This is a genomic window from Dactylosporangium sp. NPDC051485, from assembly GCF_040682015.1.
Classification (GTDB): Bacteria; Actinomycetota; Actinomycetes; order Mycobacteriales; family Micromonosporaceae; genus Dactylosporangium.
The window spans coordinates 67,928-89,926 of sequence record NZ_JBFAZW010000033.1 but is presented as its reverse complement, the minus strand read 5'-3'; the positions used below and the strand labels follow the sequence as shown (position 1 = coordinate 89,926).

General features: G+C 72.9%; 20 protein-coding genes. 11 read left to right on the top strand and 9 right to left on the bottom strand.

Features of this window, described 5'->3' with window-relative positions:
* Window positions 1-40: 40 nt before the first annotated feature.
* Both AB0M46_RS20615 and AB0M46_RS20610 read right to left on the bottom strand, forming a co-directional pair.
* Window positions 41-631, bottom strand: a complete 591-nt coding sequence (locus AB0M46_RS20615; RefSeq protein WP_363338178.1) for a PadR family transcriptional regulator — start codon at window positions 629-631, stop codon at window positions 41-43.
* Between the two features lie 183 nt (window positions 632-814).
* Window positions 815-1,900 carry an S-(hydroxymethyl)mycothiol dehydrogenase gene (locus AB0M46_RS20610; RefSeq protein WP_363338176.1) on the bottom strand — a complete coding sequence of 362 codons (1,086 nt, stop codon included), beginning with the start codon at window positions 1,898-1,900 and terminating at the stop codon, window positions 815-817.
* A 29-nt stretch (window positions 1,901-1,929) separates the two neighbouring features.
* Between AB0M46_RS20610 and AB0M46_RS20605 the strand changes: the two genes are divergently transcribed.
* The 4 genes from AB0M46_RS20605 (at window position 1,930) to AB0M46_RS20590 (ending at window position 6,970) form a co-directional block, all read left to right on the top strand.
* Complete coding sequence (locus AB0M46_RS20605; RefSeq protein ID WP_363338174.1) at window positions 1,930-3,561, top strand: ATP-dependent DNA helicase RecQ; 1,632 nt, start codon at window positions 1,930-1,932, stop codon at window positions 3,559-3,561.
* A 300-nt stretch (window positions 3,562-3,861) separates the two neighbouring features.
* Window positions 3,862-4,863: a glycosyltransferase family 4 protein gene (locus AB0M46_RS20600; RefSeq protein WP_363338172.1), complete on the top strand. Its 1,002-nt coding sequence runs from the start codon at window positions 3,862-3,864 to the stop codon at window positions 4,861-4,863.
* 186 nt (window positions 4,864-5,049) lie between these two features.
* Entirely contained in the window at window positions 5,050-6,333 is a 1,284-nt protein-coding gene (locus AB0M46_RS20595) for a tetratricopeptide repeat protein (RefSeq protein ID WP_363338171.1), read from the top strand.
* 70 nt (window positions 6,334-6,403) lie between these two features.
* The gene (locus tag AB0M46_RS20590; protein ID WP_363338169.1) at window positions 6,404-6,970 is read left to right on the top strand and encodes a GtrA family protein; all 567 of its coding nucleotides are present in this window, start codon (window positions 6,404-6,406) and stop codon (window positions 6,968-6,970) included.
* Between the two features lie 322 nt (window positions 6,971-7,292).
* Here AB0M46_RS20590 and AB0M46_RS20585 read toward each other — a convergent pair whose 3' ends face one another.
* Window positions 7,293-7,637 carry an STAS domain-containing protein gene (locus tag AB0M46_RS20585; RefSeq protein WP_363338167.1) on the bottom strand — a complete coding sequence of 115 codons (345 nt, stop codon included), beginning with the start codon at window positions 7,635-7,637 and terminating at the stop codon, window positions 7,293-7,295.
* 414 nt (window positions 7,638-8,051) lie between these two features.
* On the bottom strand, window positions 8,052-8,654 hold the full coding sequence (locus AB0M46_RS20580; RefSeq protein WP_363338165.1) for a MarR family winged helix-turn-helix transcriptional regulator: 603 nt from the start codon (window positions 8,652-8,654) through the stop codon (window positions 8,052-8,054).
* 213 nt (window positions 8,655-8,867) lie between these two features.
* Between AB0M46_RS20580 and AB0M46_RS20575 the strand changes: the two genes are divergently transcribed.
* Window positions 8,868-9,338 (top strand): SSI family serine proteinase inhibitor, encoded by a 471-nt coding sequence (locus tag AB0M46_RS20575; RefSeq protein WP_363338163.1) that lies wholly within the window; start codon window positions 8,868-8,870, stop codon window positions 9,336-9,338.
* Here the strand turns inward: AB0M46_RS20575 and AB0M46_RS20570 are convergent.
* Together AB0M46_RS20570 and AB0M46_RS20565 are read right to left on the bottom strand one after the other, a co-directional pair.
* Window positions 9,328-10,728 carry a DUF1501 domain-containing protein gene (locus AB0M46_RS20570; protein ID WP_363338161.1) on the bottom strand — a complete coding sequence of 467 codons (1,401 nt, stop codon included), beginning with the start codon at window positions 10,726-10,728 and terminating at the stop codon, window positions 9,328-9,330. The genes AB0M46_RS20575 and AB0M46_RS20570 overlap by 11 nt on opposite strands.
* Before the next feature lie 5 nt (window positions 10,729-10,733).
* Window positions 10,734-12,647 (bottom strand): DUF1800 domain-containing protein, encoded by a 1,914-nt coding sequence (locus AB0M46_RS20565; protein WP_363338159.1) that lies wholly within the window; start codon window positions 12,645-12,647, stop codon window positions 10,734-10,736.
* 229 nt (window positions 12,648-12,876) lie between these two features.
* Between AB0M46_RS20565 and AB0M46_RS20560 the strand changes: the two genes are divergently transcribed.
* The 3 genes from AB0M46_RS20560 to AB0M46_RS20550 are packed head-to-tail and all read left to right on the top strand — an operon-like array spanning window position 12,877 to window position 15,654.
* Window positions 12,877-14,739: a nitrate- and nitrite sensing domain-containing protein gene (locus AB0M46_RS20560; RefSeq protein WP_363338157.1), complete on the top strand. Its 1,863-nt coding sequence runs from the start codon at window positions 12,877-12,879 to the stop codon at window positions 14,737-14,739.
* On the top strand, window positions 14,736-15,128 hold the full coding sequence (locus tag AB0M46_RS20555; RefSeq protein WP_363338155.1) for a roadblock/LC7 domain-containing protein: 393 nt from the start codon (window positions 14,736-14,738) through the stop codon (window positions 15,126-15,128). The genes AB0M46_RS20560 and AB0M46_RS20555 overlap by 4 nt, the downstream gene beginning before the upstream one ends.
* Window positions 15,129-15,174: 46 nt before the next feature.
* Window positions 15,175-15,654, top strand: coding sequence for a hypothetical protein (locus tag AB0M46_RS20550; protein ID WP_363338154.1), 480 nt, complete (start codon window positions 15,175-15,177; stop codon window positions 15,652-15,654).
* A gap of 31 nt (window positions 15,655-15,685) precedes the next feature.
* On the opposite strand, the gene AB0M46_RS20545 is transcribed toward AB0M46_RS20550, so the two are convergent.
* From AB0M46_RS20545 to AB0M46_RS20535, 3 genes are all read right to left on the bottom strand, one after another.
* The gene (locus tag AB0M46_RS20545; protein ID WP_363338152.1) at window positions 15,686-16,885 is read right to left on the bottom strand and encodes an MFS transporter; all 1,200 of its coding nucleotides are present in this window, start codon (window positions 16,883-16,885) and stop codon (window positions 15,686-15,688) included.
* Between the two features lie 154 nt (window positions 16,886-17,039).
* Window positions 17,040-18,872: an anthranilate synthase family protein gene (locus AB0M46_RS20540; protein ID WP_363338150.1), complete on the bottom strand. Its 1,833-nt coding sequence runs from the start codon at window positions 18,870-18,872 to the stop codon at window positions 17,040-17,042.
* A gap of 199 nt (window positions 18,873-19,071) precedes the next feature.
* Window positions 19,072-20,040, bottom strand: coding sequence for an aldo/keto reductase (locus AB0M46_RS20535; RefSeq protein ID WP_363338148.1), 969 nt, complete (start codon window positions 20,038-20,040; stop codon window positions 19,072-19,074).
* A 51-nt stretch (window positions 20,041-20,091) separates the two neighbouring features.
* On the opposite strand from AB0M46_RS20535, the gene AB0M46_RS20530 reads away from it, so the two are divergent.
* From AB0M46_RS20530 to AB0M46_RS20520, 3 genes are all read left to right on the top strand, one after another.
* Window positions 20,092-20,475: a MerR family transcriptional regulator gene (locus AB0M46_RS20530; protein ID WP_363338146.1), complete on the top strand. Its 384-nt coding sequence runs from the start codon at window positions 20,092-20,094 to the stop codon at window positions 20,473-20,475.
* Window positions 20,476-20,550: 75 nt separating this feature from the next.
* Window positions 20,551-20,946: a response regulator gene (locus AB0M46_RS20525; RefSeq protein WP_363338144.1), complete on the top strand. Its 396-nt coding sequence runs from the start codon at window positions 20,551-20,553 to the stop codon at window positions 20,944-20,946.
* 58 nt (window positions 20,947-21,004) lie between these two features.
* A complete protein-coding gene (locus AB0M46_RS20520) occupies window positions 21,005-21,985 on the top strand; it encodes a YihY/virulence factor BrkB family protein (RefSeq protein WP_363338142.1) in 981 nt (326 codons plus the stop codon).
* Window positions 21,986-21,999 lie beyond the last annotated feature (14 nt).

Below are 21,999 nucleotides of genomic sequence, written 5' to 3'. Positions count from 1 at the left end.
CGCTCGATGCCGTCCACGGCATCGGCGACGGGAAATGGATCTAGTGCTGTTTCGTTTTCGCGCATGCTGATGGATCCCCCCGTGTGATGCGTTCGGTGAGCACCTCGAGCGCCGCGGCCCGCTGCTCGCTGGTCCCGTTGAACCCGACCTGCCGCAGCGCGTCCATGATGCCGAAGGCGGCGTCGCGGAACTCCTGCGCCTGCGAGACGTTCTCGTCGCCGTACTCCTGCCATGGCGCGTTCTGCGCCGCGCTCTCGGCCTCCGGGCGGCCGGTGTCGGTGAGCACGAAGCGCTTGCGCCCGCCGCTCTCCTCGGCCTGGATGAGCCCCTCGTCCTCGAGCATCTGCAGCGTCGGGTACACCGAGCCGGGGCTCGGCCGCCAGATGCCGCCCGTGCGCTGCTCGAGCTCCTGGATCATCTCGTAGCCGTGCATCGGCCGCTCGTGCAGCAGCGCCAGGACGGCCTGCCGGACGTTGGGCCGCCCGCCGCGGGAGCGCCCGCGGCCGTGGCCGGGCCCGTGCCCGTGGTGTTGTCCCCAGCCGCGCCCGCCACCGGGCGGGAACGGCGGGATGAAGCTGCCGAACCCGCGTTGCCACGAGCCGGCGTCGAAGAATCCCTGTCGCGACCTCATGATCGCACCCTCCATTCGTCGAACCATCGCTGATAGTTCGACGATATATCGGGAACCTATCGGCGACAACCCTTCCCGATAGTCGAGGCCGTCGCGCAACAACCGGCACAGACTGTTAAAACATGAAATGTCCGATAAGTCGTGGCGCGGCAGCGCCCGACTTATCGGACAAGAAGGACGGAACTACAGCTCGATGACCGTTCTCAGGATCTCGCCACGCTCCATCTTGTGGAAGGCGGACTCCACGTCACCCAGCGAACCGGTCTCGGTCACGAACTTCTCCAGCGGGAGGCGGCCCTGCCGGTACAGGTCGATGAGCATCGGGAAGTCCCGCGAGGGCAGGCAGTCGCCGTACCAGCTGGACTTGAGCGCCCCGCCCCGCCCGAACACCTCCAGGAACGGCAGGGTCAGCTGCATGTCGGGGCGCGGCACCCCGACGAGCACCACCGTGCCGGCCAGGTCCCGGGCGTAGAAGGCCTGCTCGTACACCTGCGGCAGCCCCACCGCCTCGACCACCACGTCGGCGCCGAAGCCGCCGGTCAGGGACCGGATCGCCGCGACCGGGTCGGTCTCGCGGGAGTTGACGACGTGGGTGGCGCCGAAGTCGGTGGCCCACTGCAGCTTGCGGGGGTCCACGTCGACGCCGATGATCGTTGACGCGCCGGCCAGGCGGGCACCGGCGATGGCGGCGTTGCCGACCCCGCCGCAGCCGAAGACGGCCACCGAGTCGCCGCGCCCGACGTTGCCGGTGTTGACGGCGGCGCCGATGCCGGCCATGACGCCGCAGCCGAGCAGGCCGGCGACCGCGGCGGGGGCCTGCGGGTCGACCTTGGTGCACTGGCCGGCGGCGACCAGCGTGTGCTTGAGGAACGCGCCGATGCCCAGGGCGGGGGACAGCGGCGTGCCGTCGGTCAGGGTCATCTTCTGCTTGGCGTTGTGGGTGTTGAAGCAGTACCACGGACGCCCCCGCAGGCAGGCGCGGCACTGCCCGCACACGGCCCGCCAGTTGAGGATCACGAAGTCGCCGGGGGCCACGTCGGTGACGTCGGGGCCGACCGACTCGACCACGCCGGCCGCCTCGTGGCCGAGCAGGAACGGGAAGTCGTCGCTGATACCGCCCTCGCGGTAGTGCAGGTCGGTGTGGCAGACGCCGCAGGCCTGGATCTCGACCCGGGCCTCACCCGGGCCGGGCTCGGGCACGACGATGGTCTCCAGGCTCACCGGGCGGCCCTTGCCCAGCGCGACGACGCCTTGCGTCTGAATAGGCATACCGACGGTCCTATCAGAGAATGTCGGCCATGACGGCGGATCAACTGCGGCAAGTTGCGAAAGAGCGCTTCGGCTGGGACCGGCTGCGCGACGAGCAGCTGCGGGCGATGGAGGCGCTCATGGCCGGGCGCGACGCCTTGGCCGTGCTGCCCACCGGCGCCGGCAAGTCCGCCATCTACCAGGTGCCGGCCCCGCTGCTGCCCGGGCCGACGATCGTCGTGTCGCCGCTGCTGGCCCTGCAGCAGGACCAGATCGCCTCGCTGACCGCGCGCCACCACGAGTCCCTCGTCGCCGTGCGGCTGTCCTCCGCCGAGGGCAGGAGCGAGCGCGAGGAGGCGCTGGAGGCGCTGCGGGCCGGCGACGCCGAGTTCGTGTTCCTCACCCCGGAGCAGTTCGCCGACCCGGCCCGGGTCAAGCAGATCAAGGCGCTCAAGCCGAGCCTGGTCGCGGTCGACGAGGCGCACTGCGTCTCGGCCTGGGGCCACGACTTCCGGCCGGACTACCTGCAGCTCGGGCAGTTCATCCGGGAGCTGGGCCGCCCGCCGGTGGTGGCGCTGACCGCGACCGCCTCGCCGCCGGTGCGCGAGGACATCGTCGAGCGCCTCGGCATGCGCGACCCGGAGGTCGTGGTCACCGGGCTGGACCGGCCCAACCTGTACCTCGAGTCCGTCCACTGCCCCGACGAGGAGACCCGCTACCGGCGCCTGGTCGCGCGCATCCGCGAGTCGGCCCCGCCCGGCATCGTCTACGCCCCGACCCGCCGGGCCACCGAGGAGCTGGCCGAGCGGCTCACGGAGGAGGGCATCGAGGCCGTCGCCTACCACGGCGGGATGAGCGCCGGCGAACGCGAGCGGGCCCACGAGGCATTCCTGGCCGACGCGGTGCCGGTCATGGTGGCCACCACCGCCTTCGGCATGGGCATCGACAAGCCGAACATCCGGTGGGTCAACCACGTGTCGCTGCCGGACTCCCCGGACTCGTACCTGCAGGAGATCGGGCGGGCCGGGCGCGACGGGCAGCCGGCGAAGGTCCTGCTGCTGCACCGCAGCGAGGACAGCGGCCTGCGCAAGTTCTTCACCAGCGCCGGCGTGGACCGCGACGAGGTCGCCTCGCTCGCCGCCCTGCTGCGCGCGGCCGGCGAGCCGCTCACCCGCGACGAGCTCGAGGAGCGCACCGGCCTCGGCGAGCGCAAGCTCGGGCAGCTGCTGGCCCTGCTGGAGGAGGTCGGCGCGGCGCGCATGCTGCACGGGGGCCGGGTGAAGGCCCCGCGCTGGGCGCCCACCCCGGCGAAGGCGGCCGAGCTGGCCGAGGCGCAGGCGCAGCGGCAGCAGACGGTCTCCCGCTCGCGGCTGGACATGATGCGCGGCTTCGCGGAGACCGGGCAGTGCCGGGGGCGCACGCTGCTGGCGTACTTCGGCGAACACCTCGGCACCACCTGCGGCCACTGCGACAACTGCACGGACGGCAGCGCCGCGGCCGGGCTGGCCGCCGCCGAGGACGCGCCCTTCCCGGTGCACAGCGAGGTCCGGCACGGCGAGTGGGGCAAGGGGATGGTGATGTCCTACGCCGGCGAGCAGATGACGGTGCTGTTCGAGCGGGTGGGGTACAAGACGCTCTCCGTGCCGGTGGTCAAGCGGCACCGGCTGCTGCGGCCGGCGTAGCGCCCCGCAGCACGCCGCCGCAGTGGTACCCCTGCGCCTGCGGGCAGTCCAGCCGGCGCAGCCGCTCCTTGCAGCAGTGCCCGGTTGCCCAGGCCGGTCAGCGCGTCACCCCGGACAGGGCGTACAGCCCCTGCCGGGCGAGCACCCACGGCCGCGTACCAGCGCCATGCGGCCATCGGACTCCCCGGGACATTTTTCGCTGAAACGGCTGATCTCCTATCGGCAGCCGGGCCGCGGAACTGAGGGTGGCCGGATGATGGGTGCGGGATTCGCGCCGTGGCGCGGGGGTAGGGGGCTCCGATGAAGGTCGCACTGCTCGGTCCGATCGCCTGGCGCACGCCGCCGCGGGCGTACGGGCCGTGGGAACAGATCGTGTCGCTGCTCGCCGACGGCCTCGTGGCCCGTGGCGTGGACGTCACCCTCTTCGCCAGCCTCGACTCGATCACCGCGGCCCGCCTCGACGGGGTCGTGGACCACCCGTACAACGAGGACACCACCTACGACGGCCGCGTCTGGGAGGCGATCCACGTCGCGCACTGCTACGCCCGCAGCGGCGAGTTCGACCTGGTGCACAACAACCTCGACTGGCTGCCCCTGGCGATGAGCGAGTTCTGCCGGACCCGGCTGCTCACCACCGTGCACGGGTTCTGCTCGCCGTCGATCCTGCCGGCCTACCAGCGGGCCGGTTCGGCCTACGTGTCCATCTCCGACGCCGACCGCGGCCCCGGCCTGGACTACGCGGCGACCATCTACCACGGCATCGACCCGCGGCAGTTCCCGTTCCGCGCCGAGCCCGGGGAGGCGCTGGTCGCCTTCGGCCGCATCCACCCGGACAAGGGCACCGCGCAGGCCGTCCGGATCGCCCGCGCGGCCGGCCGGCGGCTGCTCATCTGCGGGCCGGTGCACGACGAGCGGTACCACGAGCAGGAGGTCATGCCCCTCGTCGACGGCGACCAGATCGTCTACGCCGGCAACGTCGGCCCGGCCGAGCGCGCGGAGATCCTGGGCGGCGCCGCCGCGCTGCTGCACCCGATCGGCTTCGCCGAGCCGTTCGGGCTCTCCGTGGTGGAGGCGATGGTCTGCGGTACCCCGGTCGTGGCCTATCCGCTCGGCTCGATGCCCGAGGTCGTCGACGAGGGCGTCACCGGCTACCTCGCCGCCAACGCCACCGAGGCGGCCGGCGTGCTCGACGACGCGCTCAAGCTCGACCGGTCCCGGGTGCGTGCCCGCGCCCTGCAGCGCTTCTCGGCCGACCGCATGGTCGACGACTACCTGCGCCTCTACCAGCGAATCCTGGCGTGAATCCCTCAAGGCCCCCGGCGGTCGGCCGAACCTTCACAGTGTGCGGCGCCCGCGGCTTCTGACGCGGTAACGCGGACGGCTCGGCTCCGGCAGCGACGTGGCAGGCTGCCGGGGCCGGCGCCTTACGTGATCAAATGCTGGCGCTGCGTCATTGGTGTCCCTAAGCTCCCAGGGCGGGAGGACACTGTGAGTGCTGTCGATGTTACGGACCGGCTGGATGCGGTCGAGCGGCTGATCGCCGCCTGGGACTTCCCGGGCGCCCGGGAGGTGGTCCAGGAGCTGCTGGACGAGCCCGGCCTGAGCGACGACGACCGGCTGACCACCCGGCGCCTGCTCGCCGAGGCGCTGCGCGAGCTGGGCGAGATCGACCGGGCCTACGACCTGGCCGAGGCCGTGGCCGCGCAGGCCGAGCGCCGCTACGGCCAGGTCCACCCGGCCACCGTCCACGCCGTCGCCGTGCTGGCCGCCGTCCGGCACGACTACGACGAGTGGGACGAGGCCGAGCGGCTCTACCACCGGGTCCTGGACAGCGGCATCGACGAGGAGGGCGATGCGCCGGTCTGCCGGGCCGTGCGCCTGGCCCGGGTCAACCTGGCGCTGCTGCAGCGCGACCGGGGCGAGACCGCGCTCGCGCTGAGCCTGCTCAACGCCGCCTACGTGATCCATCGGCGCGAGTACGGCGCCGACGACCTCGACACCATCCGCATCGCCGCCGAGCTGGCCGCGCTGCAGCACGCGCGGGGCGACGTGGCGGCCGCCCGGCGGCTGTTCACGCTCGCCCACGCGGCGGCGCGGGCGCGGCTGGGCACCCGGCACCCGTTCACCAAGGCGGTGGAGTGGGAGCTGGCCGCGGTGGAGCCGCCGATGCCCTCGGCCCCGGTGACCGCCCCGCCCGCGATCGACCCCGTTCGCGTGGCCGAACCTGCTCGCGTGGCCGACCCCGTTCGCGTAGCCGAACCTGCTCGCGCGGTCGAACCTGCTCGCGTGGCCGGCGACGGGCCGCAGCCCGCGCGCCGGGTGTGGTCCGCGTGGCCGCTGGTGTCCGTGGTGGTCGTGCTCGTGGCCGCATCGGTACTGGCCGTGCTCCTGCTGTGGCACCGGCCTTCCGGCGCGCCCGCCCCGCTGGCCGTGGCCTCGGCGCCGGTGTCCGTCGCGGTCGCCGTCCCGCCGGCCTCGGCTTCGGCGCCGGTGTCTGTCGCTGGTTCCGTCCCGCCCGGGGTGCGCGCCCTGCGCCTCGTCGACGGGCGGACGAAGCTCACGGTCATCTGGGCCCCGCTGCCGGTGACCGTGGTGATCGCCGTGTCGAAGGCGAGCGCGCCGGCGGTCGTGGTGGGGAGCGTGCCGGCGGGCACGGGGGAGTACGACATCCACGACATCGCGCCCGGCCAGCCCTATTGCGTGGTCGTCGGCCCGCTCGACGACCAGGCGTCGGTGACCCCCGCCGCCTCGGTGTGCACGGGTCATCGCTGAGCGTGCCGGTGGTCCCGATCGCATGACCGGGATGGCCATGTCGCAAACTTCGACGGGTATAGTCCGCCCGGTGCGGCTTACTGACCGGACCCTCAATCGGCTGCCGGAACCCGTAGCGGAAGCGCTGCGTAAGCACCGCGAGACGGTGAAGTTCATCATCGTCGGCGGCCTCTGCTACGCGGTTGCGCTGGTCTTCAACTACGCATTGCGCCTGACGGTGCTGGGCTCCAAGCCGGTCATCGCCCTGACCGTCGCCAACATCATCGCCACGGTCGTCTCGTACTTCCTCAACCGCGAGTGGTCCTTCCGCACCCGCGGCGGCCGCCGCCGCCACCACGAGATGCTCCTCTACAGCGTCGTCAACGGCATCGGCGTGGCCCTGAACTCCGCCCCGCTGTGGGTCGCCCGCTACGTCTTCGGCATCCACTACCCCAGCGTCAGCCGCCTCGCCGAGGAGGTCTCCGACTTCATCTTCGGCATGGTCATCGGCGTGGCCATCGCGATGGTCTTCCGCCTGTGGGCCTACCGGGTGTGGGTCTTCCCGCACGACGACGTCCGGCCGGCGCCGAAGCGGCACGAGGTGCCCGCCCAGTCCGCCGCGGTCGCGGCCCCGGCGACGGACTCCTCGGGAGCCTGAGCCGTCCGCGACTCGCGCCGCCCGGTCCTGTGGTTGATCCGGCGCTCGGTGCCGGACATGTCGCCGGCCGGGCGGCAGTTCCGGATCCCCGGCAGTCCCGCGCCGTTCTTCCGTTCGTGGTGCGGGCCGGATCTTCGCCTGCCGGGTGGCGTGGATCCGCGGGAGGCCCGCGCCGTTCTTCCGGTCCGTGTCTTCCGAGTCCGTGTCTTCCGGATCCGTGGTGTATCGATCCGGCGCTTCGCGCCGGATTTTTCGCCTGCCGGGTGGTATTTCGGGCATGTCCGAATCGGCGTTGGCGACGGCCGGACCTCGGAGCGGACGGTCAGAAGATGCTGTGGTTCGAGTCCTGCCCGCCCGGCGCGCCGAGGATCTCGTGGACGCCCGCGATACTCAGCTGGCGCTGGACGAAGGGGCTGGCGCGCCAGACGACGACGCGGACGCCCTCGGCCCCGGCCTCCCGCTGGGCCGCCACCAGGGCCCCCACCGCGGCCGAGTCCAGGAAGGTCACCAGGCCCAGATCCACGCGCAGCGTGCTCGGCCGGCGCTGGGTCGCCGCGGACACGATTTCCTGACGCAGGGTGGTCGCGTTGCTGTGGTCGATCTCGCCGCGCACGGTGAGCACGGTCGATCCGTCCACCGTGACGTTGGTCGTCACCGACATCGCCATGGCGCACCCACCCTCGTCACGCGGACAGCATAAATGCGCCGCGGGCGCAGCGCAGCGGCCGGGCGGGACGGGTTCACCGGTGCGTGCACACAACCGTCACCCGGGCGGGCTGCGGCGCATGCGTCGCCGGCACGCAGCGTGCTTGTCGCGCGGCGGCGCGGTTGCGGCGCAGGGGCGCACCGTGATCGTCCGTCACAGGCCATGGCAGGAGCCCTACCCTTCGGCGTCACCCGCAAAACCTCACCAGCCGCGCACGGCACAAAAATTCACGAAAAATCGGATGAATCCGGTATGCCAGCGCCGGATTCATCCCGATGTCCTCAGGGGCCTCGGTCGGCTCCACCGGCAAGGATCCGCAGCTGTTCGACCGGACGGCGGCGTCGCCGCCACGGCCACCGCTCGGCAAGCGCGTCATCAGGCGCGCGGAGGCGGGTCGCCCGGGATGTGGTCGGGGCAGTGCAGGCGCAGCTGGCGGTACCCGAAGGGGGCGTCGACGAACCAGCAGTGGTGCGGGGCCGGGGTGCCCGGGTGGCGGTAGCCGTCGAAGAAACGGCACGACAGGCACATCCGGGTGACCGGGATGCTGCCCTGCTGCTGCATCAGCCCGATCTTGGCGGTGACCATGCGCAGGAGCCGGGCCTGCTGGTGGTCCGACAGCGTGTCGACCTCGGACAGGAGCTGGTCGGCCCAGTTGGCGGGGGCCGGGGTGGTGGCCAGCCCCTTGTCGGTGGCGGCGACGCGCATGTCGCGGGCGGCGTACGACGGGGCGGGGCGCATCTCGACCAGGCCCTCGGCGATCAGCGGGGAGAGCAGGGCCATCGCGGCGGCGACCGTGGCGCCGAGGTCGCCGGCCAGATCTGAGAGGCGGTACTCGCGGTCGCGGCGGCCCAGCAGGAGCATGACCTGGTGGTGGGCCGGTGGGAGGCCGTGGTCGGGCGCCGGGCCGTCGGCGGGGGCCATCACGGCCACCCGAACCAGGCCGGCCACCAGCTTCTGGGCCTGCGCTTCCATGGTCACGGGGACGTCCTCCCGGCAGGGCGAGGAGTGTGCGTAACAGCACACACTAGTCCCGCTCGTCGATCAATGGGGGAAAGACGCGGAACACGAAAGAGCTGGCGGAACACGAAAGGACTACAGGAAGGGACGTACACGAAAAATCGGAAATGTCCGAAAAAGCCGATGGGGCGGCGTAGGCTCTGCGGACCGAGAGCCGGGCGTGACGGGGGAACGATGGGTGCGACACGGGTGATGGCCACGGCGGTGGCGCTGCTGGCGGCGGTCGGCGCGGCGGGGGCCGTCACCGGGACCGCGCAGGCGGCGGTGACCGGGCCGGCCGTCGCGCAGGCGGGCGCCGTCTACCGCGGTGGTGGAGCGGCCCAGGCCGGGGCGCGGCCGGGCACCAGCCTGGTGCTCACCGTGGCCAAGGGGGAGCCGGCCCGGCCGGTGCAGCGCCGCGCGGTGCTCACCTGCCAGCCCGCCGGGGGCAGCCACCGGCAGGCCCGCGACGCGTGCGCGCAGCTGTCCAAGGTCGGCGGTCGGTTCGAGCGGCTGCAGCTGGACGGCGGGGCGTGCACGATGCAGTACGACCCGGTGACCGTGACCGCGAGCGGCTCGTGGAAGGGTCGCAAGGTCGCGTACCGCCACACGTTCGGCAACGCCTGCACGCTGGCGACGACGACCGGAGCCGTGTTCAGCCTTTGAAGACGCCCAGCGTCTTGAAGTCGTGGTTGGGGAAGATCGCGGCCGAGTCCGCCACGTTGAAGCGCTTCTTGAGCATCTCGGCGAGGATGTCGCGGTAGTCGTTGGCGCCCGCGACGTCGCCCTGGTCGAGGGCCGACGGGGCCAGGCCCGGCCAGTTGCCGTGGACCTTGCCGCCGTTGAGGCCGCCGCCGAAGAGCAGCATGGCGTTGCCGTGGCCGTGGTCGACGCCGGCGTTGCCGTTCTCCTGCACGCGGCGGCCGAACTCGCTCATCGTGATGATGGTCGTGTTCTCCAGCAGGGGGCCGATGTCGGTGCAGAAGGCGCCGATCGCCTCGGACAGGTTGGTCAGCGAGTTCTTCATGTCGCCGCCGTCGACCCGGCCGAGGTTGGTGTGCATGTCCCAGCCGCCGACGTCGAGCGCGGCGACGCGCAGGCCCACGCCGGCCTTGAGCAGCTGGGCGATGTCGCGCAGCCGGTCGGCGAGGCCCCCGCCGGGGTACTGCACCCCCTCCACCGGCCGGTACTGCGTCGTGGCCAGCTTCTGCGCCGTGCTGATGGCCTGCAGCGTGGAGCCGGCCGTGGTCGCCAGGGGATGGTCCAGCCCGGTGTACAGCGTCTTGAGGGCGTCCATCGTCTGGGTGCGCATGTTGTCGTTGTCGATGCGGAAGTCCCGCATCCCGTTGAGCACGATGGCCTGCTCGCCGCCGACGAGCGAGCGGGGCAGCGCCGAGCCCTGCGCGATGGCCCGGAAGGTGGTGCCCGGACCGAGCTTGGACAGCACCCGGTCGAGCCAGCCGGTGCGCACCGCGACGGAGGCGGCTCCCCGCTCGAGCGCGTCCTGGGCCTGGAAGTGGCTGCGGCTGGCGTCCGGGGAGGCGACGGCGACGGCGGCCGCCATCTTGCCGGACTGCCACAGCGGGTACAGCGCCGTCATCGCCGGGTTGAGGCCGAACCCGCGGCCGGCCGGCATCATCGCGGCCATCGGCACGGCGATGGTCGGGCGCAGCTGCTTGTAGTTGGGGTCGTCGCCGGGCGCCACGACCGACAGCCCGTCCATGCCCCCGCGCAGGAAGATCACGATGAGCGTGTTCGGGCCGTCCCCCGGGGCGGCGAAGGAGACGCGGCTGGTCACCAGCTGGGCGCCGAGCGCGGCCACGCCGACGAACCCGGCGCCCTGCACCAGCCGGCGGCGGGTGAAGCCCTTGCTCCACCTGTCGCGCTCGGCGGCCAGCTCGTCGGTGACCTTGTCGGCGTGCACGCGAAGGGCCGCCTCGCACAGGTTGGGCCCGTGCCGGCGAAGCTCCTCAACATTGGCGGGCCGCCGCTCACCGTCAGGAAGCGAGAGGTTGGCGGGCCGCCGCTCACCGTCAGGAAGGGAAGAGTCGGTCATCTGCCTCACCGCAGCGCGTGGTAGACGGAGTCGAGGATCAGCGGGGCCACCAGGGGCAGCTTGCCGCCGAGGTTGTTGTCGGTGACGCGGGTGTCGGCCTTGACGCCCAGGAACTTGATGAGCGCGTCCTTCTCGTTCGGCTTCATCGGCTGGAAGATCAGGCGGTTGGCGAGCACGTCGAGGTAGACGCCGAGCGTCGCCGCGGGCTGCGTGACGAGGCTGTCGGCCTTGGGGTTGTTCAGGCCCTTCCACTGCCCGCCCACGAACGCCCGGTGCGCGTTCCAGGTCTCCAGCATGCCGGCCGCGGAGCTCCACGCCGTGGCCACGTCGGGGTACCCGTCCGGCGGCCCCCAGCCCAGCGGCGGCTGGCCCAGCTTGTTGGTGAAGTTGTAGAGGTCCTCGAGCGCCTTGGCGGTGTCCGCCCCGGGCTGCGTGCCGACCACCCGCGCCGTGGCCACGAAGTTCTCCAGCGGCCGGCGGGTCTTGAGCCCGGTGGCGATCCAGAACTCCAGCGAGCGGAACAGCATCCTGAGCACCGGCGCGATCGCCGAGCCGCTTTCCTGGTACGTCTTGGCCAGCCGGTCCACCAGCCCCTGCGGCGGGGTGTCGCACACGAACCGCACGCAGAGCTTGCGCGCGACGTAGCGCGCGGTCGAGGGGTGGGTGGCCAGGTACAGCAGGTAGGCGTCGCCGACGGCGAGGCCGTCCTTGGGGGACTTGTTGGCGTGCTGGAAGCCCAGCACCTTCACCGCGCCCGTCCAGTGCTTGTTCTCGTCGTACCTGAACGTGCCCTCGCGCGTCGCGGTGCGCCCGGTCATGAGGTACGCCGAGTTGCGCACGTCCTTCTCGTTGTACCCGCCGTCGATGCCGACGGTGTGCAGCTCGAGCAGCTCGCGGCCGTAGTTCTCGTTGACGTTGCGCTTGTCCGACGAGGTGTTGTCGAGGTACCGCATCATCGCCGGATCCCGCGCGGAGGCGATGAGCATGTCGGAGAACTTGCCCAGCGCGTGCTGCCGGATGACGCCCATGTCGTAGGGGCCGCGCACGTCCCACCCGCCGTCGAACGGGCTGGTCACGTTGAGGTGGTTGTTCCAGAAGTCGACCATCACCTCGAGCAGCTGGCGGCTGCTCCACATCTGGCGGGCCAGGACGGCGCGGGTCAGCTCGTACTGCGCCTTGTTGTCCCCGTCCTTGACCGACGAGCGGATGTCCGCGGTCGACATCGTGGCGGTCGGCACGGCCTTGAGCGCCGCGTCGGCGACCGGGTCGTCGACCTTGGCCGGGTCGAGCTGCTGGTCGATCCAGGCGTCGATGCCGACCTGCTTGACCAGCGCGACGTCGCCGGGCGTGGGCCCGAACGTGGCCCGGCGCAGCAGGTGCAGCACCGGGTCGCGGTTGAGCGGCGTCGGGAAGCGCGGGGTGGCCTTCATGGCGGCGACGGCGGCCGCCGACGGCGTGTCGGCCACGCCGGAGGCGCCGAGGTCGTTGAGGTCGCCCTGGCCGCTGGTGTAGCTGGCGTCGCGGTTGGAGAAGGAGCCCGCGTCGCGGGGCGAGACGTTGCCGCCGCCGCTGCCGGTCTTGACGTCGTCGTCGGGGTTGTCCGCGACGGGGCCGAACGCGGCCGCGGCGCCGGAGCCGAGCGCGCCGAGGGCGACCGCGCCGCCGCCGAGGGCCAGGAGCGCCTGGCGGCGGTTGCGCATCAGCTCGTGCAGGGCGGGCCGGCCGGTGCGCAGCCAGGCGGGCGCGGGCCCGGCGGCGCGGCGCTTGGCCGCCGTGGCCTCGCCCGGGTCGTCCGGGTCTGGCGGCGGGGACCGCAGCACGCGCGGCATCGGGAACTCGCCGGTGTAGTCCGAGAAGAACGCGCCCTGCACCTTCTTGGGCGCGTCGCCCGGGTCATCCGAGAAGAGCCGTTCTGGCACGCTAGGGAATCTAGTGAGCGGGTCATCGACCCTCAAGCCGGGTGGCGCGGGCTCCGGTCAACTTTGTCTTTCTTCTTGCTTAAGTGCCGGGAATTCTTCGCGAATCCGGGAAAACCAGGCGATCACGCAAAGTCATCTCTTCCGTACGTAATGTTCGAGGTGTACGCATGAGTGATCGGACGAGGGCAGGGGGTTAGCGGTCGTGATCGATGCTGCACCCGATCGCCCCGTGGCCGTCAGGATCGGCCTCGTGTTGCTCGTGCCGCTGCTCGGCCTGCTCGGTCTGGCCGGCGTGGGTGCGTACGGGTTCGCCGGTGAGGGCCGGACCGCGCGCGACCTGCGCGACGCGATCGCGGCCGGGATCGCCGCCGACCGGGCCGCCGGTGAGCTGTCCAAGGAGCGCCGGGCCGCCGCCGAGCTCCTGCTGGCCGGCACCGATGCCGCCCAGTCTGCCCAGTCCGCCCAGGCCGCCCTGGACGCGCAGGCCGCCGCGACCGACCCCGCGGTGCTGGCCCTGCGCGCCGCGGCCGGGCCGGCCGGCCTGCTCACCCCCGGGCTCTCCGCCGGGCTGGACGACCTGCGAGCGCTGCGCGCCGGGGTCGCCGCCGGCATGCAGGAGGTGGCGGCGGGGGAGTACCTCATGCGGTACACCCAGATCGTGAGCGACCTCGTCCGGCTGCGCCAGGCCGTCGCCGGCCGCCCCGGACCCGCGTCCGTCATGCCCGCCGCCCGCGCGTCGGGCTGGCTGGCCGTGGCCCGCGAGGAGCTGGCCCAGATCCAGCTGCTCGACCTGCGCGGCACCGACACCCCGGCCCGGCGGGAGGCCCTCGCCGCCCATCGCGCCGCCCACCTCGACGCGCTGAGCCGCTTCGCCGAGGCCACCACGCCCGCGCTGCGCGAGCGCCTGGCCCGGGTGCCCTCCGGCGTCGGCGGCGACGCCCAGCCCGCCCTCGACGCCCTGGCCGGCCTCGCCGCGGACGCCGGCGCCGGCGAGCTGGCCCGCGCCGACGCGGCCCGCGTGCGGCTGGACCGCATCCTGCTCGGCGGGCTCGGCATCGTGCTCGCGCTGGCCATCGCCTCGGTGGTGCTGGCCGCCCTGGTCGCCCGCGCACCGCGGGCCCGCCGTCGCCCCGCCGCCGCGGACGAGAGCCGCGTCGCGGCCCCGCCGGTGGGCGAGCCCGCCCTCATCGACCTTGCCCGGCGCAGCCAGCGCCTCGCCGAGACGCTCGTGCAGCACCTCGACGCGGCCGAGCGCGACGAGGCCGACCCGGAGCGCCTGGCCCAGCTCTTCGCCTTCGACCACCTCGCCACCCGCATCCGCCACGACAACCAGAGCCTGCTCGTGCTGGCCGGCGCCGACAGCACCCCCGGCCGCCGCGAGCCGGTGAGCCTGGTCGACCTGCTGCGGGCCGCGCAGTCGAGGATCGAGGACTACCGCCGCATCGAGTACTCCATGATCTCGCCCGACCTGCTCGTCGTCCCCGAGGCCGTGGACGACGTGGTCCACCTGCTGGCCGAGCTCTTCGACAACGCCACCCGCAACGGCCCGCCCGACCGCCCGGTGCTCGTCGAGGGCCGCCGCGAGGCGCAGGGCGCCGTGATCGAGATCGCCGACCGCGGCCCGGGCCTCCCCCCGGAGCGCCTGGCCGAGCTCAACGCCTCCCTGCACGCCGGCGACGGCCGCATCGACGACCGCCGCACCGGCCTCGCCGTGGTGGCCCGCCTGGCCGCCCGCCACGGCGTCGGCCTCGCGCTGCAGCGCCCGCCCACCGGCACCGGCCTGCGCGTCCTCGTCCGGCTGCCCCCGGCCCTGGTGCTGCGCCTGCCCCCGCCGCCGCCCGGCACACCGGTCCGCCGCCCGGTGCCGAAACTGCTCGAACGCGGCCAGCCCCTCCCCGGCGGCGAGCCGGTGGACGTGCCGCACCCGCGCTCGACCCTCGCCCGGACGGTGCCGGGTCCCGTGCCCACCCCGGACGGTCCTACGGTGGTCGTCGAGCCCGAGGCCGTACGGGCCTTCCTGAACAGCTACCAGCAAGCGCCCGCCGACCCGGTGGCCGCGGCGACCAACCTGGAAGGACGTCCTCCGGCATGACACCCACCACGGGGCTGGACTGGCTGCTGAGCGGCTTCACGCAACGCGTCAGCGGCGTGCGGCACACCGTCGCCGTCTCCGGCGACGGCCTGCTCGTCGCCGCGTCGAACGAGCTGGCCCCGGAGCGCGCCGACCAGCTCGCCGCGATGGTGGCCGGGGTGGTGTCGCTGGCCCAGGGCCTGTCGGCCTGCACCGCGGCCGGACCCGTGCGCCGCACCATCGTCGAGATGGGCCGCAGCCTGCTGTTCGTGATGGCCCTGGGCGAGGGCGACACCCTGGCCAGCCTGGCGGCGATGGTCCAGCCGGGCTGCGACGTGAGCCAGGTCGCCTTCGAGCTGTCCGGCCTGGTGGACCAGGTGGGCGCGGCGCTCACCCCGACCACCCGCTGACCGCGCCCGGCGCCCCGCCGCGGTGCCGGGGCTAGGGTGTGCGGCGATGAAGGGTGTTGGTGTGGTCGTCGCCGGTGGGGCGCTTGCCGTGCTGGCGGGTTGTGGGGGCACGGCCGGGGCAGCGCCCGCGGCGAGCGGCCCCGTGATCGCCGGGGAGTGCCCCGCAGTCTGGGACGGCGCGGCGGTCAGCGCCACGCGCACCGGGGACCTGGTGCCCGCCGGTGCGCGCAGCGCCCTGCTGTGCAGCTACGCCGATCCGGACTACAGGCTGCGGGCCCGGCGGAGCACGGCCGACGGGGTGGCCGAGCTGACCGGGTACCTCAACGGGCTGCCGGGCTCGCGGCGGGCGGACTCGCTCTGCGATCTCAGCGCCGGGACCGAGCACGTCATCGTGTTCGAGTACGCGGGGCGGGCGCCGGCCGTCGTCACCGGCCGCAACTGTGCCTGGGACCAGGAGGGGGCGGTGCGGTACCAGGCGGACATTCGCAAGATCACGGCCTACTGGTCGGTCACCTTCCGGGACTGAGCTGCGCGCCGCGCGCCGCCGGCCGGAAGCGTCAGCCCGCCGTCGGGGCGGGCGCGGAGGGTGTGGCCGGGGCGGCGTGCGGGGCGTGGGTGCGAAACGACGGCGCCAGCGCCGCGATGCCGGCCGCCAGCACCGCCGGCACCACGAAGGCCCACCGCAGCGACCAGCTCTCCGCTACGGCGCCGATCAGCCCCGCCCCCACCACGAAGCCGACGTAGTTGAAGAGGTTCACGCGGGCGATGGCCACGCCGGTCCCGGCCGGGTCGAGCCGCCCCGCGGCCGAGAAGGACTGCGGCACGACGAGCGAGAGGCCCAGCCCGACGACCGCGAAGCCCACGATGCTGAGCAGGGCCGTGCCGGAGGCCGCCACCAGGATGAGGCCCAGGCCGCCGACCACGCCGCCGACCGAGACGACCGCGGTCGGGCTGAAGCGGCTCACCAGGCGGTCGCCGGCGGTGCGGCCCAGCAGCATCGTCGTCTGGTAGGCGGCCAGGCCCAGCGCGGCGACGCTGGTGCCGGTGTGCAGGGCCTTCTCCATGAAGACCGAGCTCCAGTTGGACACCGCCGAGTCGGCGATGAACATCAGCGTCATCGCGACGCCGACCAGGATGATCGGGCGCCACGGGATCGACGCGGCGAAGGCGTCCGGGTTGGCCTCGGCGATGGCCTCCTCGGTGCGGCGCAGCTGGCCGGGGCCCGCGGCCAGGGACAGCAGGACGCCCAGCCCGGCCACCGTGCCGAGGGAGGCGGCGATCGACCAGCCCAGGTGCGCGGTGCCCGAGGTGGCCAGGGCACCCAGGATGGCGCCGGCGCTCCACGCGGCGTGGAAGGAGTTGAGCACCGGGCGGCCGTAGCGGCGCTCCACGCCGACGCCCTGCATGTTCATGGTGGCGTCGACCAGGCCCAGCATCAGGCCGACGAGGGCCAGCGTGCAGTACAGCTGCCAGCGCGCATCCGCCAGGCCGGTCAGCGCGATCGCGAGCGCGACCCCGGGGCCTGCGCCGCGCAGCACCGACGAGCTGCCGAGGCGGGCGCTGAGCAGGCCCGCCACCACGCTGCCGACGCCGGCGACGACCGGGACGGCCAGGAGCACCAGGGACAGCTGCGTATCGTCGAAGCCGAACTTCTGCTGCAGCGCGGCGACCTGGGTCAGCAGGCCGGCGAAGGAGAAGCCCTGGGCGAAGTAGGCGCCGGCGACGGCGATCCGTGCCCGGCGGTCGCGCTGGTCCACTGGCGGGCTCCCTAATCCGAAATTATTTCGGAAGCATCCTCGACCGGGCGGTGGAACGCAAGAGTGGCGGTGTACCCATGAGGGTGAGCGGGTGGCGGGGGCCGGCGCCATGAGCGTCAGCCACCACCACCCGGCCGCCATCCACCGCGGGCGATCACTCGGGCGAGGTGCCCACCGGGGCGTCGAGCAGCACCGTGAGCAGGTCCCGCAGCAGGTCGATGCCGTGCTGGCTGAGCACCGACTCGGGGTGGAACTGCAGCCCGGCGAAGGTCCGCCCGCGCAGCGCGTGCACGTCGCCGTTGGGGTCGCGGGCCAGCTCGACCGGGCCGAAGGCGGAGTCCAGCGACGGGCCGGCGTGGGTGGCCGTGAACGTGGAGTAGAACCCGACCTTCGCGGCCCGGCCGAACAGGTCGATGTCGCGCTGCATGCCCTGGTACGGCGAGGCCTTGCGCCGCAGCGGCAGCCCCAGCAGGCCGGCCAGCAGCTGGTGGCTCAGGCAGATCGCGAGCATCGGCCGGCCGGACTCGAGCTGGTCGCGGACCAGCCCGCGCATGCGGACCATCTTCGGGTCGTCCATCCGCCGCGGGTCGCCCGGGCCTGGCCCGGGGATGACGATGTCGAACCCGGTGGCGTCGATGTCCCGGGTGTACGCCACCAGCTCCGTCGAGAGCCCCAGCACCCGCAGCTGATGCACGAGCATGCCGGTGAACGTGTCCTCGGCGTCCACGACCAGGGCCCGCCGGCCGGCCAGCGCCGGATCGGCCGGGCGCCCGTCGCGGGGCTGCAGCCAGAACGGCGCGAGGGTGGCGTTGCGGGCCACGAGCGCGGCCTGGACCTCGGGGTCGGCGGCCAGCGCCCCGCCCGCGACGTCCACCGTGGACGGTGGGCCGTCCAGCCCGAGGGCCCGCAGTACCGCCGCGGCCTTGGTGTGGGTCTCCAGCACCTCGCCGCCGGGCGTGGAGTGGCGGACCAGCGTCGCACCGACCGGCACCCGGAGTCGCCCATCGCGGCCGATGTCCGCGGTGCGGATGAGGATCGGCGCGTCCAGCGTCGGCCGGCCCTGCGCATCCCGGCCGACCAGCGCCAGCACCGCGCCGTAGTAGCCGCGGCCGCGCCGCTCGTGGCGGGCCACCACCCGGCAGGCGTTCTCGACCGGGCTGCCGACCACGGTCGGGGCGAACATGGTCTCGCGCAGCACGTCGCGCACGTCCCGGGAGCCGCGGCCGGCCAGCAGGTACTCGGTGTGGACCAGGTGGGTCATCTCCTTGAGGTACGGCCCGACCACCTGCCCGCCGAGGTCGGCCACGGTGGCCATCATCTTGAGCTCCTCGTCGAGCACCATGGACAGCTCGTCGATCTCCTTGCGGTCGGCGAGGAAGTCCAGCACCGCCGCCTTGTTCGGCGCGCCGCGCAGGGTGCCGCTGATCGGGTTCATCATGACCAGCCCGTCATCGACGCTGACGTGCCGCTCGGGGGTGGCCCCGACCAGGGTCCGCTCGCCGGTGTGCACGACGAAGGTCCAGTAGGCGCCCCGCTCCCGGGTCAGCAGCCGGCGGAAGACGGTGAGCGCGGCCGCGACCGGGTCGCCGGAGAGGCCGGCCTCGAAGACGCGGTGGATGACGAAGTTCGAGCCCTCGCCGCGGCCGATCTCCTCGCGCAGCACGGTGTCCACGATGGACGCGTACTCGTCGTCGGACACGTCGAAGCCCGCGTTGTGCAGGGTGAACGACTCGTCGGGCAGGCCGGCCAGCACGTCGGCGACGGGCACCTCGCGGCGCGACTCGATGCGCAGCACCGACAGCGGCGTGCCGTCGTCGACGCAGTCGAAGCCGCGCTCGCGGACCTGGCGGAACGGCACGAGCGCGAGGCACTCGTCGGGGATGTCGGCGAGTGCGTCCACCGTGGACACCGGGCCGGTGAGCACCTCGACGGCGTCGCGCCCCTCGCGGCGCAGCAGCGCGAACGGGGCCTTCGGGTCGATGAGCATCTGGGGTTTCCCTTCGGGATCGGTTGCCGCGTCTCGAAGCGGCCCCCGACTCCCCGGGAAAGCAGAACGGCCGCCTCGATGGGCGGCCGCGGTTGGTGTCGCGCGGAAGTGGGCCGCCTCGTCAGGCGGGCCACCACTGGTTGCTGGGTCGCGCGGTCACGAGGGAGAGCGTACGGGCTCTCCCTCGTGCGCGCCAGCGTTACTTGCCCAGCGACCCCATCTCGGCGTACCGGTCGCCGGCGACGTGCCGGCCGATGGAGAGCTTCTCGATGGCGGCCAGGTCGTCGGCGGTCAGCTCGACGTCCACCGCGGCGAGGTTCTGCTCCAGGTACGCGCGCCGCTTGGTGCCCGGGATCGGCACGACGTCCTCGCCCTGCGCGAGCACCCAGGCCAGCGCGAGCTGGGCCGGGGTGCACCCCTTGGCCTCGGCCAGCTGCCTGACCTCGGCCACCAGGTCGAGGTTGCGCTGGAAGTTCTCGCCCTGGAAGCGCGGGTTGCCCGCCCGGAAGTCGCCCGGCTCGAACTGCTCCGGGCTGGTGATCTCGCCGCTGAGGAAGCCGCGGCCGAGCGGGCTGTAGGCGACCAGGCCGATGCCGAGCTCGCGGAACAGCGGCAGGATCTCGTCCTCCGGGTCGCGGGTCCACAGGGAGTACTCGTACTGCCCCGCGGTCACCGGGTGCACCGCGTGGGCCCGCCGCACGCTCGCCGGTCCGGCCTCGGAGATGCCCAGGTGGCGGACCTTGCCGGCGGCGACCGCCTCGGCGAGCGCGCCCCAGGTCTCCTCGATCGGCACGGTCGGGTCGACGCGGTGCTGGTAGTACAGGTCGATGTGCTCGACGCCGAGCCGCTGCAGGGACGCGTCGACGGCCCGCCGGACGTACTGCGGGCTGCCGTTGACCCGCCGGGTGTCGCCCTCGCGCTGGATGCCGAACTTGGTGGCCAGCACGACCTGGTCGCGGCGCCCGGCGATGGCCCGGCCGACCAGCTGCTCGTTGGTGAACGGGCCGTACATGTCGGCGGTGTCGAGCAGGGTCACGCCACCCTCGATCGCGCGGTGGATGGTCGCGATGGACTCGGCGTCGTCGCCGGCGCCGTAGAACTCGCTCATCCCCATGCAGCCGAGGCCGAGTGCCGACGTGGTCAGTGCGCCTAGGTTTCTCGTTCGCATGCCACCACGGTCCCCCTTGGAGCGCGCTCGAAGTCAAATACACTGAGCGGAGTGGAAACGGGTTACACCATCGCCGAGGTCTCGGACATCACCGGCCTCACGGCCCACACACTGCGCTACTACGAGCGCGCCGGGCTACTGAGCCCGCCCGGGCGGGGCAGCAACGGGCACCGCCGCTACGTCGAGTCCGATCTCGGGATGCTGCGGATCCTCACCCGGCTGAAGGCGACCGGCATGACGATCCAGGAGATGCGCCGCTACGCCGAGCTGTGCCGCAGCGGCGCGGCGACCTTCGAGGCCCGCCGGGTCCTGCTGGAGGAGCACCGCCAGCAGGTGCTCGACCGCATCGCGGCGCTGCGGGGCGACCTGGAGCTGATCGAGAGCAAGATCAAGTTTTACGCCGAGGGGGACACCCGCGACCTGGCCGGCCCGTAGCGGCGAGCGCCGAGCGGGTAGCGCCCGTTCATGGAACGGCACGCCAGCACCCGGTGGGCGGCATATCGTGAGGGCATGCTCGAGCACCTGCGCGTCCTGGTCGTCGACGACGAGCCGGACCTGTGCGAGATCGTGCGCAGGGTGCTCAGTCGGGCCGGCGCCGAGGTGCTGACCGCGTCCGGGCTGGCCGGCGCCGAGCGCCTGTGCGCCGAGCACCCCGGGGGCGTCGACCTGGTCCTCACCGACCTCAAGCTGCAGGACGGCTCCGGCGTCCAGGTCGCCGAGGCGGCCCGGGCCAGCAGCCCCGACGCGATGATCATGTTCATGTCCGGCCTGCCGTACTTCGACGCCGCCGTCATCGAGCTCGGCCCCGAGGCCTCCGTCATCGCCAAGCCGTTCCGCGCCACCGAACTGGTCGCGCTGATCGAAGCCGCGCTCGTGCGGGCGGGAAGGGTCGCGCCCGAACGTTAAGCGGCCACGGTATGGGGGCATATGGAGCGTACTGTCCGACCCCCGGCGAGGTGGCGCGATGAATTCCGACGCAGACGCTGCGACCACGGGCGGCCCCGACCGCCCGGCCGGGCTGACCAGGCGCTCCTGGCTGGACGTGCTGAAGCGGACGGTCAAGGAGTTCAACAACGACAACCTCAGCGACTGGGCCGCCGCCCTGACGTACTACGGCGTGCTCTCGATCTTCCCCGGGATCCTCGTCCTGCTGTCGGTGTCCGGGATGCTGCTCACGGACACGACCCAGGACGCGGTACTGCAGAACGCCCAGACGCTGTTCCCGCGCTCCATCGCGGGCCCGGTCACCAGCGCCGTCGACGAGCTGAAGCGGGGCTCCCACGTCGCCGGCCTCCTGGCCCTCGTCGGCCTGCTGGGCGCGGTGTGGACGGCCTCGGGCTACGTGGGCGCCTTCATGCGCGCCGCCAACACGATCTACGACGTGCCGGAGGGCCGCCCGATCTGGAAGGTCCTGCCGATCCGCCTCGGCATCACGGTCGCGGTCGGCATCCTGATCTCCCTGGCCGCCATGAGCATCGTCTTCACCGGCCGCTTCGCCCAGCAGGCCGGCGGCTGGGTCGGCATGTCGCAGCAGGCGGTCGGGATCTTCGACATCGTCAAGTGGCCGGTGCTGCTGCTCGTGGTGATGCTGATCCTGGCCATCCTGTACTGGGCCGCCCCGAACGCCCGCCAGCACGGCTTCCGCTGGGTCACCCCCGGCGGCGTCCTCGCCGTGCTCATCTGGCTGATCGCCTCGGGCGCCTTCGCGGTGTACGTCTCCAACTTCTCCTCCTACAACAAGACCTACGGCACGCTGGGCGGCATCATCGCCTTCCTGGTCTGGCTGTGGATCTCGAACATCGCGATCCTGCTGGGCGCGGAGTTCGACGCGGAGCTGGAGCGGGGCCGCGCCATCGAGGCGGGCCTGTCGCCGTCCGAGGAGCCCTACGTCCCCCTGCGCGACGAGAGCCACGTGAAACCCGACCACGACATCGGCCTCTCGTAGCCCGGCTTTGTCGC